Source organism: Pseudomonas sp. TH41 (genome assembly GCF_016650695.1).
Lineage (GTDB): Bacteria > Pseudomonadota > Gammaproteobacteria > Pseudomonadales > Pseudomonadaceae > Aquipseudomonas.
In genome coordinates, this window is the sequence record NZ_JAEKFH010000005.1 from 767779 (window position 1) to 783701 (window position 15923).

At 57.5% G+C, this 15923-nt stretch carries 14 protein-coding genes; 4 read left to right on the forward strand and 10 right to left on the reverse strand.

The genetic code is table 11. From position 1 onward, the window contains the following. Positions 1 to 80: 80 nt before the first annotated feature. Genes JFU37_RS21975 through sdhC form a run of 4 tightly spaced genes read right to left on the reverse strand, consistent with a single transcriptional unit; the run spans position 81 to position 3312 of the window. Complete coding sequence (locus tag JFU37_RS21975) at positions 81 to 785, reverse strand: succinate dehydrogenase iron-sulfur subunit (RefSeq protein ID WP_201118695.1); 705 nt, start codon at positions 783 to 785, stop codon at positions 81 to 83. A gap of 11 nt (positions 786 to 796) precedes the next feature. Next, positions 797 to 2572: a succinate dehydrogenase flavoprotein subunit gene (sdhA, locus tag JFU37_RS21980; protein WP_201118697.1), complete on the reverse strand. Its 1776-nt coding sequence runs from the start codon at positions 2570 to 2572 to the stop codon at positions 797 to 799. 3 nt (positions 2573 to 2575) lie between these two features. Continuing rightward, complete coding sequence (gene sdhD / locus JFU37_RS21985; protein ID WP_059402221.1) at positions 2576 to 2944, reverse strand: succinate dehydrogenase, hydrophobic membrane anchor protein; 369 nt, start codon at positions 2942 to 2944, stop codon at positions 2576 to 2578. After that, complete coding sequence (sdhC, locus tag JFU37_RS21990) at positions 2938 to 3312, reverse strand: succinate dehydrogenase, cytochrome b556 subunit (RefSeq protein WP_027922413.1); 375 nt, start codon at positions 3310 to 3312, stop codon at positions 2938 to 2940. Before sdhC ends, sdhD begins: the two co-directional genes overlap by 7 nt. Before the next feature lie 363 nt (positions 3313 to 3675). Between sdhC and gltA the strand changes: the two genes are divergently transcribed. After that, on the forward strand, positions 3676 to 4965 hold the full coding sequence (gene gltA / locus JFU37_RS21995; protein WP_201118699.1) for a citrate synthase: 1290 nt from the start codon (positions 3676 to 3678) through the stop codon (positions 4963 to 4965). 939 nt (positions 4966 to 5904) lie between these two features. On the opposite strand, the gene JFU37_RS22000 is transcribed toward gltA, so the two are convergent. The 3 genes from JFU37_RS22000 to JFU37_RS22010 all read right to left on the reverse strand — a co-directional run bounded on the left by JFU37_RS22000 (position 5905) and on the right by JFU37_RS22010 (position 9017). Beyond that, positions 5905 to 7563: a cation acetate symporter gene (locus JFU37_RS22000; RefSeq protein WP_201118701.1), complete on the reverse strand. Its 1659-nt coding sequence runs from the start codon at positions 7561 to 7563 to the stop codon at positions 5905 to 5907. After that, entirely contained in the window at positions 7560 to 7871 is a 312-nt protein-coding gene (locus tag JFU37_RS22005) for a DUF485 domain-containing protein (protein WP_201118703.1), read from the reverse strand. The genes JFU37_RS22000 and JFU37_RS22005 overlap by 4 nt, the downstream gene beginning before the upstream one ends. 294 nt (positions 7872 to 8165) lie before the next feature. After that, complete coding sequence (locus JFU37_RS22010) at positions 8166 to 9017, reverse strand: glycine betaine ABC transporter substrate-binding protein (RefSeq protein ID WP_201118705.1); 852 nt, start codon at positions 9015 to 9017, stop codon at positions 8166 to 8168. Positions 9018 to 9303: 286 nt separating this feature from the next. On the opposite strand from JFU37_RS22010, the gene JFU37_RS22015 reads away from it, so the two are divergent. Further along, the gene (locus JFU37_RS22015; protein ID WP_201118707.1) at positions 9304 to 10905 is read left to right on the forward strand and encodes a glycoside hydrolase family 17 protein; all 1602 of its coding nucleotides are present in this window, start codon (positions 9304 to 9306) and stop codon (positions 10903 to 10905) included. A gap of 52 nt (positions 10906 to 10957) precedes the next feature. Here JFU37_RS22015 and JFU37_RS22020 read toward each other — a convergent pair whose 3' ends face one another. Together JFU37_RS22020 and JFU37_RS22025 are read right to left on the reverse strand one after the other, a co-directional pair. Further along, a complete protein-coding gene (locus JFU37_RS22020; RefSeq protein ID WP_201118709.1) occupies positions 10958 to 11965 on the reverse strand; it encodes an RHS repeat-associated core domain-containing protein in 1008 nt (335 codons plus the stop codon). 220 nt (positions 11966 to 12185) lie between these two features. Continuing rightward, positions 12186 to 12554, reverse strand: coding sequence for a hypothetical protein (locus JFU37_RS22025; RefSeq protein WP_201118711.1), 369 nt, complete (start codon positions 12552 to 12554; stop codon positions 12186 to 12188). 223 nt (positions 12555 to 12777) lie between these two features. On the opposite strand from JFU37_RS22025, the gene JFU37_RS22030 reads away from it, so the two are divergent. After that, on the forward strand, positions 12778 to 14076 hold the full coding sequence (locus tag JFU37_RS22030) for a serine/threonine protein kinase (protein WP_201118713.1): 1299 nt from the start codon (positions 12778 to 12780) through the stop codon (positions 14074 to 14076). After that, the gene (locus tag JFU37_RS22035) at positions 14069 to 14857 is read left to right on the forward strand and encodes an MlaA family lipoprotein (RefSeq protein WP_201118715.1); all 789 of its coding nucleotides are present in this window, start codon (positions 14069 to 14071) and stop codon (positions 14855 to 14857) included. Before JFU37_RS22030 ends, JFU37_RS22035 begins: the two co-directional genes overlap by 8 nt. A 144-nt stretch (positions 14858 to 15001) precedes the next feature. Here JFU37_RS22035 and JFU37_RS22040 read toward each other — a convergent pair whose 3' ends face one another. Next, a complete protein-coding gene (locus JFU37_RS22040) occupies positions 15002 to 15916 on the reverse strand; it encodes a DUF808 domain-containing protein (RefSeq protein ID WP_201118737.1) in 915 nt (304 codons plus the stop codon). Between the last annotated feature and the right edge of the window lie 7 nt (positions 15917 to 15923).

Genomic DNA, 15923 nt, shown 5'->3' on the forward strand with positions numbered 1-15923 from the left:
CAGGTTAAAACTACGGCGCCGGTTGAAGCCTGCGCCGTAGCATCTACAGGTACTGCGGTGTTACGGGTACAGCAGCTGAATCACACGCCGCTTTGGAGCAGCATGTTACGTATGTGACCGATGGCCTTAGTCGGGTTCAGGCCTTTCGGACAGACGTTGACGCAGTTCATGATCCCGCGGCAGCGGAATACGCTGAACGGGTCATCCAGCGAAGCCAGACGCTCGGCAGTCTTGGTGTCGCGGCTGTCTGCCAGGAAGCGGTACGCTTGCAGCAGGGCAGCTGGACCCAGGAACTTGTCCGGGTTCCACCAGAAGGACGGGCAAGAAGTCGAGCAGCAAGCGCACAGGATGCACTCGTACAGACCGTCAAGCTTTTCACGCTCTTCCGGGGTCTGCAGACGTTCGATGGCCGGAGCCGGCGTGTCGTTCTGCAGGTATGGCTTAACCTTCTCGTATTGCTTGTAGAAGATGCTCATATCGACGACCAGGTCACGGATAACCGGCAAACCTGGCAGCGGACGAACGATCAGCTTGTTACCTTTTACGACAGAAGACAGCGGCGTAACGCACGCCAGACCGTTTTTGCCGTTGATGTTCATGCCGTCGGAACCGCAAACACCTTCACGGCAAGAGCGACGATAGGAGAAACCTTCGTCCTGCTCTTTGATCAGGGCCAGCACGTCCAGCACCATCAGGTCTTTACCACCGGTGTCGACCTGGAATTCCTGCATGAACGGCGCAGCGTCCTGATCAGGGTTGTAGCGATAAACACTGACTTGCAACATGGCGGCCACCCTTAATAAGTCCGAATCTTAGGTTCAAAAGTCGGAACAGTCTTCGGCGAGAAGTTCACGGCGCGCTTGGTTACGCGTTTGTCACCCGGGAAGTACAGGGTGTGGCACAGCCAGTTTTCGTCGTCGCGGTCTTCGTAGTCTTCACGGGCGTGAGCACCGCGGGACTCTTTGCGGATCTCTGCAGCGATGGCGGTGGCTTCGGCCACTTCCAGCAGGTTCTGCAGTTCCAGCGCTTCGATACGAGCGGTGTTGAACGCCTGGCTCTTATCGTTGATCTTGACGTTGGCGATACGGCCACGCAGATCAGCCAGCTGAGCAATACCCTTCTGCATGTATTCGCCGGTACGGAATACACCGAAGTAGTTCTGCATGCAGCTTTGCAGTTCTTTACGCAGGGTGGCGACGTCTTCGCCTTCGGTACGCGAGTTCAGGCCATCGAGACGAGCCAGGGCTGCGTCGATGTCGGACTGGCGAGGACGAGCGTAATCAACGCCTTCTTTCAGGGTCTGCTCCAGGAACAGGCCGGCGGCGCGACCGAATACCACGAGGTCGAGCAGCGAGTTACCGCCCAGGCGGTTGGCACCGTGAACCGATACGCAAGCCACTTCGCCTACTGCGAACAGACCAGGAATGATCTGGTCTACGCCGTCGGCGTCCTGGGTGATTGCCTGACCATGAATGTTGGTGGCAACGCCGCCCATCATATAGTGGCAGGTTGGAACGACCGGAATCGGCGCCACGGCTGGATCGACGTGAGCGAAGGTCTTGGACAGTTCCATGATGCCTGGCAGACGGCTGTGCAGAACTTCTTCACCGAGGTGATCGAGTTTCAGCATTACGTGGTCGCCATCCGGACCGCAACCGTTGCCGGCGATGATTTCTTTAACCATCGAACGAGCAACAACGTCACGACCCGCCAGGTCTTTGGCGTTCGGAGCATAACGCTCCATGAAACGCTCGCCGTGCTTGTTGATCAGGTAACCGCCTTCACCGCGGCAGCCTTCAGTAACCAGTACACCGGCGCCGGCGATGCCGGTCGGGTGGAACTGCCACATTTCGATGTCTTGTACCGGCACGCCAGCACGCAGAGCCATGCCGACGCCGTCACCGGTGTTGATCAGGGCGTTGGTGGTGGACGAGTAGATACGGCCTGCACCGCCAGTCGCCAATACGGTGGCGTTAGCGCGGACGTAGGAGGTTTCGCCGGTTTCGATGCAGATCACGATCATGCCGACAAAGGCACCATCTTCGTTCTTCACCAGGTCGACGCCGTAGTATTCGTTCAGGAATACGGTGCCGGCCTTGAGGTTGGCCTGGTACAGGGTGTGCAGCAGCGCGTGACCGGTACGGTCGGCAGCGGCACACGTACGTGCAGCCTGGCCACCTTTACCGAAGTCTTTCGACTGACCGCCGAACGGACGCTGATAGATGCGGCCTTGTTCGGTACGGGAGAACGGCAAGCCCATGTGTTCGAGTTCGAAGACCGCTTCCGGGCCTACGGAACACATGTATTCGATAGCGTCCTGGTCACCGATGTAGTCGGAACCCTTGACGGTATCGTACATGTGCCAGCGCCAGTCATCGTTCGGATCTGCCGAGGCGATGGCGCAGGTAATGCCACCCTGGGCGGATACAGTGTGCGAACGAGTCGGGAACACCTTGGTGATCACGGCAGTCTTGTGACCACCTTGTGCCAGCTGCAGAGCAGCGCGCATGCCAGCACCGCCGCCGCCAATGATGATGGCGTCGAACGAAAGCGTATTAACTGTAGTAGACATGAATCAGATACCCCAAAGAATCTGCACACCCCAGACGAAGTACGCGAACATCGCGACGCCGCATACCGCCTGGAAGAGGAAACGTATTGCAGTCGCGGACTTGCCGAACGCCATTGGCGTCAGGTAGTCGGTCGCGATGGTCCACATGCCGACCCAGGCGTGAGCGCCGAGGGCAACGAGGGCCAGGAGACTGAAAATACGCATCCAGTTGCTTGCGAACAGTTCATGCCATTGGGCGTAGCCGAGGCCAGGATGGGCGACGACGTATCCGATCAGGAAAATGAAGTAAGCCGCGAGAACGACCGCAGACACACGTTGTGCCATCCAGTCATAGAGGCCCGAACGCGACAGGTTCGTGACGTTAGTTACCATATCCAAACTCCTGCCAGAACGATTACCACCACGGAAACGGCGATAACGATTTTCGAGCCCAGTTTGCCGCCTTCAAGCGACTCGCCGATGCCCATGTCCATGATCAAGTGGCGCACACCGGCAACCAAGTGATACAGCAAGGCGGACAGGATGCCCCAAATCACTAGCTTGGCTAGCGGACTGGTCAGACACGCTTTCACCTGACCGAAGCCTTCTTCTGAGCTCAGCGACTTGTCCAATGCATAAAGCATGATGGCCAGGCTGACAAAGAGGATGACACCGGAGATTCGGTGAAGAATGGACGTGTAAGCAGTGACTGGGAGTTTGATGGTCCTTAGGTCTAGGTTTACAGGTCGTTGGCTATTCACGGCTTTTTTTCACACTGAAGAGCCCCTAACAATCAGGGCAAAGTTGTTGGGGAGTGCACTGGTCAGGTACCCACCACCCAGGGAGTGCGACCCCCAATAAAGCAGGCCCAAAAGCCCCTGGCGGTCGGAGGCCGAGTATAGACAGTTAGGCTACTAATGACAACGCGTTCACCTACCCCAAATAGCGCATTGCACAAGTTGGATAAAAGGCGTAAATGGCAGTCAAATTCGAGGAAAAAGTCCGGTTAAAGCCTTCTGGGGCAAGACTTTAGGCAAATTGACATTCAAATTTATCTCACTATAGTGGTGCGGGCCCTGCGTGGGGGGTCTGTCTGATGATTTCAAGCATAAATAGGAGGCCACATGGCTGACAAAAAAGCGCAGTTGATCATCGAGGGCGCAGCCCCCGTCGAGCTGCCCATTTTAACCGGCACCGTTGGTCCCGATGTTATCGATGTTCGGGGCCTGACGGCCACGGGCCGTTTCACCTTTGACCCTGGTTTCATGTCGACCGCCTCCTGCGAGTCGAAGATCACCTATATCGACGGCGACAACGGCATCCTGCTGCACCGCGGCTACCCGATCGAACAGCTGGCTGAAAAGTCGGACTACCTGGAAACCTGCTATCTGCTGCTCAACGGCGAATTGCCGACCGCAGAACAGAAGGCCCAGTTCGTCAGCACCGTCAAGAACCACACCATGGTTCACGAGCAGCTCAAGACGTTCTTCAACGGCTTCCGTCGCGACGCCCACCCGATGGCCGTCATGTGCGGTGTAGTCGGCGCCCTCTCGGCCTTCTACCACGACTCCCTGGACATCAATAACCCGCAGCATCGCGAAATCTCCGCGATCCGTCTGGTTGCCAAGATGCCGACGCTGGCAGCGATGGTTTACAAGTACTCCATGGGCCAACCCATGATGTACCCGCGCAACGACCTGTCGTACGCGGAAAACTTCCTGCACATGATGTTCAACACCCCGTGCGAGATCAAACCGATCAGCCCGGTGCTCGCCAAGGCCATGGACCGGATCTTCATCCTCCATGCCGACCACGAGCAGAACGCATCGACTTCCACCGTACGCCTGGCCGGCTCTTCGGGTGCTAACCCGTTCGCCTGTATTGCCGCCGGTATCGCTGCACTGTGGGGCCCTGCCCACGGCGGCGCGAACGAAGCTGTTCTGACCATGCTCGATGAAATTGGCGATGTTTCGAACATTGACAAGTTCATCGCCAAGGCCAAGGACAAGAATGATCCGTTCAAACTGATGGGCTTCGGTCACCGGGTTTACAAAAACCGCGACCCACGCGCCACAGTTATGAAGCAGACCTGTGACGAAGTGCTGAAAGAGCTGGGCATCAAGAACGATCCGCAACTCGAACTGGCCATGCGCCTGGAAGAGATCGCTCTGACCGACCCGTACTTCATCGAACGCTCGCTGTACCCGAACGTCGACTTCTACTCGGGGATCATCCTCAAGGCGATCGGCATTCCAACCAGCATGTTTACCGTGATCTTCGCTCTGGCGCGGACTGTCGGCTGGATCTCCCACTGGAAAGAAATGCTCTCCAGCCCGTACAAGATCGGCCGCCCGCGCCAGTTGTACACCGGCTACGAGTCGCGTGACATTACCAAGCTGGAAGACCGTAAATAAGACCTGTCTTGCGATAACGTCTTAAGTTGTACCGAGAACGGCCTCTATATATAGAGGCCGTTTTTGTTTGTGGCGATTGGACTTTGATTGGGTGTATATCCGTTTTTTTGGTAGCGGCGGCTATTGGTTCCGCTCTTACAGCGGGTCACTTTGAAAAGCGCAAAGTAACCAAACGCTTCTGCCCCTTTCGTTCGGTGCCTCGCCTAGGCTCGGCATGCCCTCGCTCCGGTCCTGCTCCGTGGGCCCGCCGCCATCGGCCATCCATGGCCGGGGGCGGCTAACCCGGCATCCTTGCCGGGTTGCCCACTGCGCAGAACCTCCACTCGGCCTCTCGAGGGTGCGGTGCGTCAACATCCAAAGCGAGGCGGCCTGCCGGCCGGCCTGACCTTTAATTACGCGCCCCACCTGTAGGAGCGAGGCTTGCCCGCGAAGCTGTTGATCTTGCCGTTGCCGTGGCTTTGGCTTTGGCTTTGGCTTTGGCTTTGGCTTTTGATCTTGATCTTGATCTTGATCTGCCCGCCCCTTCGGGAGGCTGAGTGGAGGTGTTCATCTGGGGATTGGCGCGCAGCGCCGTTCGACGCAGTCGAACACATTGCATGTAGGTCGTAGCGAAGCAGACCGGAGGGCAATGCCCCCAGATGGATACCGGAACGAAGGAACGCCGAGCCTAAGCGAGGGGCCGGACGCTCGGGGCGAGCCTTTTTTGCTTACTTTTTTTGGCGTTTGAAAAAAAAGTGAGTCGCCGTAAGGGCGAAACCCTAAGTCGCCGTTACCGCAGCAATGGATATGTACACCATCAAAAACCCCGCCCCGCCCCGAATCAGCTATCGCAGGCAAGCCAGCTCCCACAGGGCCCGATAACCGCCCAAACAAAAATGCCCCAATCTCTCGACCGGGGCATTTCCGTTTAACACCACTTACCCAAACAAACCCAAACCCTTAGTGAGAAACCGCCCCACTCGCCCCCAACCCAGTCTGCGAGCGAACAAATTGCGGGAAGAACAGCGCCCGCTCATTGTCAGCCGCGGTCGACTTGTCAGTAATCGAGAAGAACCAGATCCCGGCAAAGGCAATGGCCATCGAGAACAGCGCCGGGTACTCATACGGGAAGATAGCCTTCTCGTGATGCATGATCTGCACCCAGATTGTCGGCCCAAGCACCATCAAGCCAACAGCACTGATCAGCCCCAGCCAGCCCCCAATCATCGCTCCACGGGTAGTCAGCTTCTTCCAGTACATGGAAAGCAACAGCACCGGGAAGTTACAGCTCGCCGCGATGGAGAACGCCAAGCCCACCATGAACGCGATGTTCTGGCTTTCGAACAGAATACCCAGACCGATCGCCAGCACCCCAAGGAAGATGGTGGTGATTTTGGAAACGCGGATTTCGTCCTTGTCGTTGGCCTTGCCCTTCTTGATCACACTGGCATAAAGGTCGTGAGACACCGCGGTAGCACCGGCCAGGGTCAGACCGGCAACGACAGCCAGAATGGTCGCGAACGCTACTGCCGAGATGAAACCCAGGAAGATACTGCCACCTACCGCGTTGGCCAGGTGCACCGCCGCCATGTTGTTGCCGCCCAACAGCGCGCCAGCCGCATCTTTAAAGGCCGGGTTGGTGCTGACCAGTACGATCGCGCCGAAGCCGATGATAAAGGTCAGGATGTAGAAGTAGCCAATAAAGCCGGTTGCGTACAACACGCTCTTGCGAGCTTCTTTTGCGTCACTCACGGTGAAGAAGCGCATCAGGATGTGCGGCAGGCCTGCAGTGCCGAACATCAGGGCCAAGCCGAGCGAGAACGCCGAGACTGGATCTTTCACCAGACCGCCCGGGCTCATGATCGCCTCACCTTTAGGGTGAACCTTGATCGCCTCGGAGAACAGTGTGTTGAAATCAAAGTGGACGTATTTCATCACCATCAATGCCATGAACGAGGCACCGGACAGCAACAGCACCGCCTTGATGATCTGCACCCATGTGGTTGCCAGCATGCCGCCGAACAGTACGTACAGGCACATCAGGATACCGACCAGGATCACCGCTACGTAGTAATCGAGACCGAACAGCAGCTGGATCAGCTTGCCGGCACCGACCATTTGCGCGATCAGGTAGAACGCCACCACCACCAGCGAACCGCAAGCGGACAGTGTGCGGATCTGGGTTTGCCCGAGACGGTAGGACGCCACGTCCGCAAAAGTGTATTTACCCAGGTTACGCAGGCGCTCGGCGATCAGGAACAGAATGATCGGCCAGCCCACCAGGAAGCCGATCGAGTAGATCAGGCCATCGTAGCCGGAGCTGTACACCAGGGCGGAAATACCCAGGAAGGACGCCGCCGACATGTAGTCACCGGCAATCGCCAGACCGTTCTGCAGACCGGTGATCTTGCCGCCAGCCGCATAGTAGTCGGCCGCCGATTTGTTGCGCTTGGAGGCCCAGTAGGTGATGCACAGGGTCAAACCGACGAACGCCACGAACATCAGGATCGCGGAAACGTTGAGCGGTTGTTTATGCACTTCGCCCGTCAGGGCTTCAGCCGCCCAGGCACCAGGTGCAAACGCTGCGATGCTCAATAGAGCCATTAGACGCCGGATCATTGCTGAGCCTCCTTGAGAATCGCATTGTTCAGGTCGTCGAATTCGCCATTGGCGCGTCGTACGTAGATTGCAGTCAGGACAAAGGCCGAAACAATCAGCCCGACACCAATCGGTATCCCCCAGGTAATCGACGACTCTGGGCTGATTTTCGCCCCCAGAATATGCGGCCCGTAAGCAATCAAAAGGATGAATCCGGAGTAAAGCCCAAGCATGATCGCCGAAAGAATCCAGGCGAACCGTTCCCTCTTACTAACCAGCTCCTTGAAGCGCGGGCTGTTTTGAATCGAGAGGTAAATGCTGTCGTTCATTGTTTTTATCCTCGCAGCACAGATTAAGTTGGAACGTATCCACTCTATTCGGCTCAAGGACAGGTTCCAGACGACCTTAGTATTAGAACGACATGACGATTTCGCCAATTTTCAACACGCAATAAATAAATGTGGGAGCGGGCTTGCTCGCGAAGAGGACATCACATTCAACATCATCGTTGACTGTCACATCGCCTTCGCGAGCAAGCCCACTCCCACAGCGATACAAAAAAGGCCGCCCGGCATGAATGCCAAGCGGCCCTGGAAAGCGCAGATTAGGCGCGTTCTTTGGTTTTACTTAGTCCAATCTGCAACGCGATCCGGGTGCTTGGCTACCCAATCCTTCGCCGCGGCTTCAGGCTTGGCGCCATCCTGGATTGCCAGCATGACTTCACCAATTTCGTCTTTCGACGCCCACTGGAAGTTCTTCAGGAACTTGGCCACTTCCGGCGCCTTCGTTGCCAGTTCTTTGCTGCCGATGCTGTTCACGGTTTCAGCGGCACCATAAACGCCTTTCGGATCGTCCAGGAAGCGCAGTTTCCACTTCGCGAACATCCAGTGCGGCACCCAACCGGTGACAGCAATGGATTCGTTTTTCTTCTCGGCACGGGTTAGCTCGGCAATCATGCCGGCGCCGGAACTGGCCTTGAGTTGATAGCCGGTCAGGTCGTAGTCCTTGATCGCCTGCTCGGTTTTCAGCATTACACCCGAACCGGCGTCGATGCCGACGATACGACCTTTGAAACTGTCATCGGTTTTCAGATCGGCAAGGGACTTGGCCTTGACGTACTCAGGCACGATCAAGCCGATTTTCGCGTCTTTGAAGTTCGGGCCGTAATCGACGACTTGGTCCTTGTTCTTGGCCCAGTATTCGCCGTGAGTCACCGGCAGCCAGGCAGACAGCATGGCGTCCAGTTTGCCAGTGGCCACACCTTGCCACATGATCCCGGTGGCCACCGCTTGCAGTTTCACGTCATAACCGAGCTTCTGCTTGATCACTTCGGCGGCCACATGGGTCGTCGCGACGCTGTCCGACCAGCCATCGACATAACCGATGCTCAGGGTTTTGCTCTCGGCATTGGCCATAGTGGAGCCAATCGCAAGTACCAGTGCGGCACCCGCGCCTAAAAGTCGTCGCATCTTCATCGTTACTTCCCCGAAAGTGCTGCGCTCGACGGATGCCGAGTCGCGTCAACGTATTGTTATGGTGCGCAGCGCCCCCATCACGCCTAACCGCAAACCCGTTCGAACATCAGCGGAGTACTGACGCCTCGATAATCAACCTGACGCCAACCAAGACCTGTGCTGTCAGCGACCTCAATGCATCGAGAAACGACATCAGAACGCCATTAATCTTGAGTACGGGAACAGGCTAGTCAATCCGCCCGAACTTTGCATGTCAAAACACTGCAAGCCACCAAGCGCGCGACAAATGCAGGTAACATGCGCGGCTTTGCTCCCAGACGGCCTGACCATGCCCGCGACATCACGCTTTCCTTTTTTTGCTTATCTATTTGCCTGCCTGCTCGGGCTGTTTGCCCTGGGTGGCTTCTGGTACGGCCTCGGCAAACCGGTGATTCTGGCTGACGTGGCCAGCGCGACACACAAACCCAAACTGCAATGTGCTTCCTATACGCCATTCGACAAGGATCAGTCGCCGTTCGATCAACCCTTCAAGTTGCGCCCGGAGCGCATGGATGCCGACCTCGCGTTGCTAGCAACCCGCTTCGAATGCATCCGCACCTATTCCATGACCGGCCTTGAGGCCCTGCCGGATCTCGCGCGAAAGCACGGGCTGAAAATGATGATCGGCGCCTGGGTCAACAGCAACCCGGTGGACACCGCCAAGGAAGTTGACCTGTTGATCGCCTCGGCCAATGCCAACCCGGACGTGGTGACCGCGGTGATCGTCGGCAATGAAACGTTGTTGCGCAAGGAGGTCACCGGCGCGCAGTTGGCCAAGCTGATCAACAAGGTCAAAAGCCAGGTCAAGCAGCCTGTCACTTATGCCGACGTCTGGGAGTTCTGGCTCAAGCACCCGGAAGTCGCGCCGGCGGTGGACTTCCTGACCATCCACTTGCTGCCGTACTGGGAAGACGATCCATCCAATATCGACGCCGCGCTGCAACATGTTCGCGAAGTGCGTCAGGTGTTCGCCAACAAATTCGCGCCCAAGGACGTGATGATTGGCGAAACCGGCTGGCCAAGCGAAGGCCGTCAACGCGAAACCGCCCTTCCGAGCCGGGTCAATGAAGCCAAATTCATTCGGGCATTTGTCATCATCGCCGAGCAGGAAGGCTGGCACTACAATCTGATTGAGGCCTTCGACCAGCCATGGAAACGCGCCAGCGAAGGCGCGGTCGGTGGCTACTGGGGCCTGTTCGATGCCGATCGCCAGGACAAGGGCGTGCTGGCAGGTCCAGTGTCGAACGTGCCGTACTGGAAACAATGGCTGGCGGTGGGTGGCTTGATTTTCCTCGGCACGTTGGTCCTCGGCGGTCGCGTACGCAGCACTCGCGCGGCGCTGGTTCTACCGCTGTTGGGGGCGTTGGCGGCTTGCTCGATTGGCGCCTGGGGCGATCTCGCACGGGTCAGCACCCGGTTTGCCAGTGAATGGTTGTGGGTTGCTCTGCTGACTGTTTTGAATGTGCTGGTGTTGGCTCATGCCGCGCTGACGCTGAGTGCTCGCACTGGCTGGCGCGAGCGGGCCTTCAACGTGCTGGAGCGTCGGGCTGGCTGGTTGCTGGCAGTCGCAGGGTTTGCGGCGGCGGTAATGATGCTGGAGATGGTGTTCGATCCGCGCTATCGCAGCTTTCCGAGCGTTGCGTTCATTCTGCCGGCGTTGGTGTACCTGTGCCGCCCGGTGAGCGTGCCGCGTCGCGAGATCGCCCTGCTGACCTTCATCATCGGCGCTGGCATTGCGCCGCAGCTGTTTCGTGAAGGGTTACAGAATCAGCAGGCTTGGGGGTGGGCGCTGGTGAGTGTGTTGATGGTGGTGGCGTTGTGGCGGAGTTTGCGGGTGCGCAATGGCTGATCACCGACAAACACCGATGCAAATGATCGAGTCTGGTAAACACCGGATTCGATCACTTCCCCCTGATCAAGCCTATTAGTGAGTTCGTAGGCATTAGTTCTCCGGGATATTTCAAGACATGCTCTCGAGCCACAGTCGCCAGCTGCTGCTCAGCTTGCTGAAAATCGGACCGATATTTTTCCAATTCTTTGTACTTAATTTCATCAGGGAATTGGTTAGCATCAGCAAAGCGTTGGAATTTTGCGCTCCTCGTCTCTTGTTGAGCGAGCTTCTTCGCCGCGTGCCTGTACTCCGCACCCGCCTGATATATTTTTGATTCGTCTGCTTTTGCCATGGCCTCTGTAACTTTGGTGGCGTGGGTTTTGGGGGTTGCCTTCAAAACACTTTCGCGACCTGACTCAGCCAGAGTCGGCGCTTTGGAGAATCTGGTTATTACGGCGTTCTTCATTACACGCAAACCTTTTCCTGCCTCCTGCCCGGCAGAGATTGACACTGATACAAGCCGACTAATCCCGCGAGCGAACAACGCAAACTCTCCCATCGGATCCACCCAGTTGACGGGATCCCCACCGCAATACGCATACGCATTCACCCCACCCTTCCCAAACGGACTCAAACTGTCCGGACTGTTGAATCGCATCAACGCCGGATTAAAAGCGCGGTATCCATTCCCAAGCAAGTAATGCCCGGTCACCGGGTCCCGTCGTTCACCGTTGAAACCCAGAAGACTGATCAAGCCGCCTTCGGGAGAACGATGACCATAGGGGGAATAGACGGGTTGCTGGTGCTGACCGACGGCGATGGATTGCAGGACCGACCGCTGCAGGTCGGTAGCTAACAAAGCACAATCGACGCTGTCCGCTTCAAACCGACGTTGCGCCAACGGCTGAGCCTCGTGTTCAAACACCGAGTGCTGCACCTGCCCCTGTATTTCTGTGGCCAATCGATTTTTTCGGTAAAAGCGCTGGACACTGTCGCGATTCAGTGGCGTACAACCAACCACCCGATCCAACGGGTCGTATTGATAGCGGCAGAGCAACGTTTCGCGCTGAGCAGTCATGGCGTTGCTCCGTTTCGTATCCAAGGGCTTGGATTGCTAGATTCGGAGTTATGAGGACGACTGTCTACTATCAGAACTGATAGGTATAGAGAGAAAATCCGCCAGCCTTACTGGCCTCATCGCGAGCAGGCTCGCTCCCACAGTAGATGTTCAGTGAACACAGAATTTGTGTCTGAAGGAGATCAAATGTGGGAGCGAGCCTGCTCGCGAAGACGGACTATCAGGCGTCGCGGGACGCCCTGACCAGCCGCAACCCGGCAATCACCACCGCAAACACCGCCAACGTCGTGTTGTACAACGCCAACGCCGGAAATCCGAAGACCAGCGCCAATACGGCCAGCCACCACCCTGCCCGCCCCGGCCATACGAAGCCGATCACGGCCGCTGCCAGTGCCGCCCAGCCCAACACACCAAAGTGAATCATCAATCCCAGATTCGAACGAACCAGGCATTCCCACCGACTCGCGTCATCCACGCAGAGGCCGACCCACTGCGCATCCTCCATGAAGCCATAGCGCGCGCCATAACTGGCAGCCAGCCATAACGGCAGCAAAACAAGCAGCAAAATCACGGGTAGACGGCGGGACATGAAGCACTCCAATTAACCAAAAACGGCGGCCAGCTTAATCTCCCGACGGCCTTACGCAAGTGTTAACAACAGTTAACTGGCCAGCCAATCGCTGCAAAGTGTATCGTCCATCTACTATTACTCAGAATTAGGCCTGTTTGGTGCCGACACACGGCACTTTGGCGCAAATCCAGTGGTCATAGCCTGCGAACTCATTCGGCACCTTTTTCTAAGGGATCTAGTCATGCTCCGTTCCTTGCGCTTCGCCGCCCTGTTTGGCGGCCTTATTTTGAGTGCGTCCGCACTGGCGGTCGACATCGACGCCGCCAGTTATGGCTACCCCTTGACCAACCCGTTCGAGGCAACAATTGCCACGACTCCGCCGGACTTGCGCCCGGAGTTGCCGCGGAACGAGGACATCAATCAGTCGGATCGCAGCGTCACCCTGCGCCCGGAGCGAGCATTCGAACTGCCGGACAACTTCTGGCCAGTAAAGAAACTCACCTACCGCATCGCCACTCAAGATAAAGCCGCACCGCTGATCTTCCTGATCGCCGGCACCGGCGCGCGCTATGACAGCAGCCTCAACGAATACCTGAAAAAGCTCTACTACAAGGCTGGCTACCACGTGGTGCAACTGTCGTCGCCTACCAGCTTCGACTTCATGAGTGCTGCCTCACGCTTTGCCACCCCGGGCATCACCAAGGAAGACGCCGAGGACATGTACCGGGTGATGCAGGCCGTGCGCGCGCAGAACCCGAAAGTGCCCGTCACCGCTTACTACCTGACCGGTTACAGCCTGGGCGCACTGGATGCCGCGTTCGTCGCGCACCTGGACGAAACCCGCCGTAGCTTCAACTTCAAGAAAGTCCTGCTGCTCAACCCGCCGGTCAACCTCTACACCTCGATCACCAACCTGGACAAACTGGTCCAGACCGAGGTCAAGGGCATCAACAACACCACCACATTCTATGAATTGGTGCTGAACAAACTGACCCGCTACTTCCAGCAAAAAGGCTACATCGACCTCAATGATGCCCTGCTCTATGACTTCCAGCAGTCCAAGCAACATCTGACAAACGAACAGATGGCCATGTTGATCGGCACGTCGTTCCGCTTTTCGGCGGCCGACATTGCCTTCACCTCGGACCTGATCAACCGTCGCGGCCTGATCACTCCGCCGAAGTTCCCGATCACCGAAGGCACCAGCCTCACGCCGTTCCTCAAGCGCGCATTGCAATGTGACTTCGACTGCTACATCACCGAGCAGGTCATTCCGATGTGGCGCGCCCGCACCGATGGCGGCAGCTTGCTGCAATTGATCGATCAGGTGAGTTTGTATGCGCTGAAAGACTACCTGCACGACAGCCCGAAAATCGCCGTCATGCACAACGCTGACGACGTGATCCTCGGCCCGGGCGATCTCGGTTTTCTACGCAGGACGTTCGGCGATCGCTTGACCGTTTATCCGCTGGGCGGCCATTGCGGCAACCTTAATTACCGCGTCAACAGCGACGCCATGCTGGAGTTTTTCCGTGGTTAAACACCTCCTGCTTATCGCTGCGTTACTCTGTGCCGGCGTCGCCAATGCCGATAACAGCAAAGCCAACGCGCCAGTTGTGGTCGACAGTGACGGCTTCAAGGAGCCTCTGAGCAAACTGAAAATCAACCCGGGGATGGATCAGCGCGAGTTCGAACGCTCGACGCTCAACGCGCTGAACGTCTATGACCCGCTGGAAGAGTGGAACCGCCGGGTTTACCACTTCAACTACCGCTTCGACCAATGGGTGTTCCTGCCCGTGGTGGACGGCTATCGCTACATCACGCCGAGCTTCCTGCGCACCGGCGTCAGCAACTTCTTCAACAACCTCGGTGACGTGCCGAACCTGTTGAACAGCCTGCTGCAGTTCAAGGGCCAGCGCTCGTTGGATATCACCGGGCGGCTGCTGCTCAACACTACCCTCGGCGTCGCCGGCCTGTGGGACCCCGCCACCGCCATGGGCCTGCCGCGCCAGAACGAAGACTTCGGCCAGACACTGGGCTTCTACGGTGTACCGGGCGGCGCCTATTTCGTACTGCCCATCCTCGGACCTTCGAACATTCGCGACACCGGCGGCCTGGTGTTCGACTTCTCCGCAGAATCGGCCATCAACTTCCTGAACGTCGCCCAAGTCAGCGAAAACCACCCGGAAATCTGGGTCCTGCGCGGCATCGACAAGCGCTACCAGACCGGCTTCCGCTACGGCCAACTGAACTCGCCGTTCGAATACGAGAAAGTGCGTTACGTGTACACCGAGGCGCGCAAATTGCAGATCGCCGAGTAATTCCATCGGCCACAAAAAAGGCCATTCGATGCGAGTCGAATGGCCTTTTTCATTTAGCGCGACATACATCGCCAAGATCGCAGCCTTCGGCAGCTCCTACAGCATGCCCAAAACCTGTAGGAGCTGCCGCAGGCTGCGATCTTTTCAGCCTTTCAGTGCTTTCCAGACTTTGCTGATCACCATCACACCCGCCAACACCACCGCACCCGCCACAATCCCCGCCACCGCATTCAACAACGTCGGCACGATAAACCCGGCGCTGCCCGCCCCTGCGCTGACGCTTTCAATCCAGTGATGAACCACCGGCACGCCGTGCGTGAGAATCCCACCGCCCACCAAAAACATCGCTGCCGTGCCTATCACCGACAGGCTTTTCATCATGTACGGCGCCGCACGCAATATCCCGCTACCGATGCTTTTGGCCATCGGCCCAGGCTTCTGGGTCAGCCACAGGCCCAAGTCATCGAGTTTGACGATGCCCGCCACCAGGCCATAGACGCCAACGGTCATGACGATGGCAATGCCCGACAGCACGATCACCTGCTGAGTCAGCGACGCACTCGCCACAATGCCCAAGGTGATGGCGATGATTTCCGCCGAAAGAATGAAGTCTGTGCGAATCGCGCCTTTGATTTTGTCCTGCTCGAACGCCACCAGATCGGTCGCCGGATCGGCCACGGCCTCGACCAGTTGCGCATGTTCGGCGTCATCTTCAGCCTGGCTGTGCAAGAACTTGTGGGCCAGTTTCTCGAACCCTTCGAAGCACAGGTAAGCGCCACCGACCATCAACAGTGGCGTGACCAGCCACGGAATGAACGCACTGATGGCCAGCGCCGACGGCACCAGGATCAGCTTGTTGCGAAACGAGCCCTTGGCCACGGCCCAGACCACCGGGATTTCCCGTTCGGCGCGCACACCACTGACTTGCTGGGCATTGAGCGCCAGGTCGTCGCCGAGCACGCCTGCCGTCTTCTTCGCGGCCATTTTGGTCATCAACGCAACGTCGTCGAGTACCGCGGCGATGTCGTCGATCAGCACCAGTAAACTGCTTCCTGCCATGGGTCAG

Coding starts and splice junctions, on each gene's coding strand:
- JFU37_RS22030 (WP_201118713.1), top strand. CDS start 12,778: ATGCTCCGTTCCTTGCGCTTCGCCGCCCTGTTTGGCGGCCTTATTTTG.
- JFU37_RS22025 (WP_201118711.1), bottom strand. CDS start 12,554: ATGTCCCGCCGTCTACCCGTGATTTTGCTGCTTGTTTTGCTGCCGTTA.
- JFU37_RS22040 (WP_201118737.1), bottom strand. CDS start 15,916: ATGGCAGGAAGCAGTTTACTGGTGCTGATCGACGACATCGCCGCGGTA.
- JFU37_RS22020 (WP_201118709.1), bottom strand. CDS start 11,965: ATGACTGCTCAGCGCGAAACGTTGCTCTGCCGCTATCAATACGACCCG.
- sdhA (WP_201118697.1), bottom strand. CDS start 2,572: ATGTCTACTACAGTTAATACGCTTTCGTTCGACGCCATCATCATTGGC.
- gltA (WP_201118699.1), top strand. CDS start 3,676: ATGGCTGACAAAAAAGCGCAGTTGATCATCGAGGGCGCAGCCCCCGTC.
- JFU37_RS22000 (WP_201118701.1), bottom strand. CDS start 7,563: ATGATCCGGCGTCTAATGGCTCTATTGAGCATCGCAGCGTTTGCACCT.
- JFU37_RS21975 (WP_201118695.1), bottom strand. CDS start 785: ATGTTGCAAGTCAGTGTTTATCGCTACAACCCTGATCAGGACGCTGCG.
- JFU37_RS22005 (WP_201118703.1), bottom strand. CDS start 7,871: ATGAACGACAGCATTTACCTCTCGATTCAAAACAGCCCGCGCTTCAAG.
- JFU37_RS22010 (WP_201118705.1), bottom strand. CDS start 9,017: ATGAAGATGCGACGACTTTTAGGCGCGGGTGCCGCACTGGTACTTGCG.
- sdhD (WP_059402221.1), bottom strand. CDS start 2,944: ATGGTAACTAACGTCACGAACCTGTCGCGTTCGGGCCTCTATGACTGG.
- JFU37_RS22015 (WP_201118707.1), top strand. CDS start 9,304: ATGCAGGTAACATGCGCGGCTTTGCTCCCAGACGGCCTGACCATGCCC.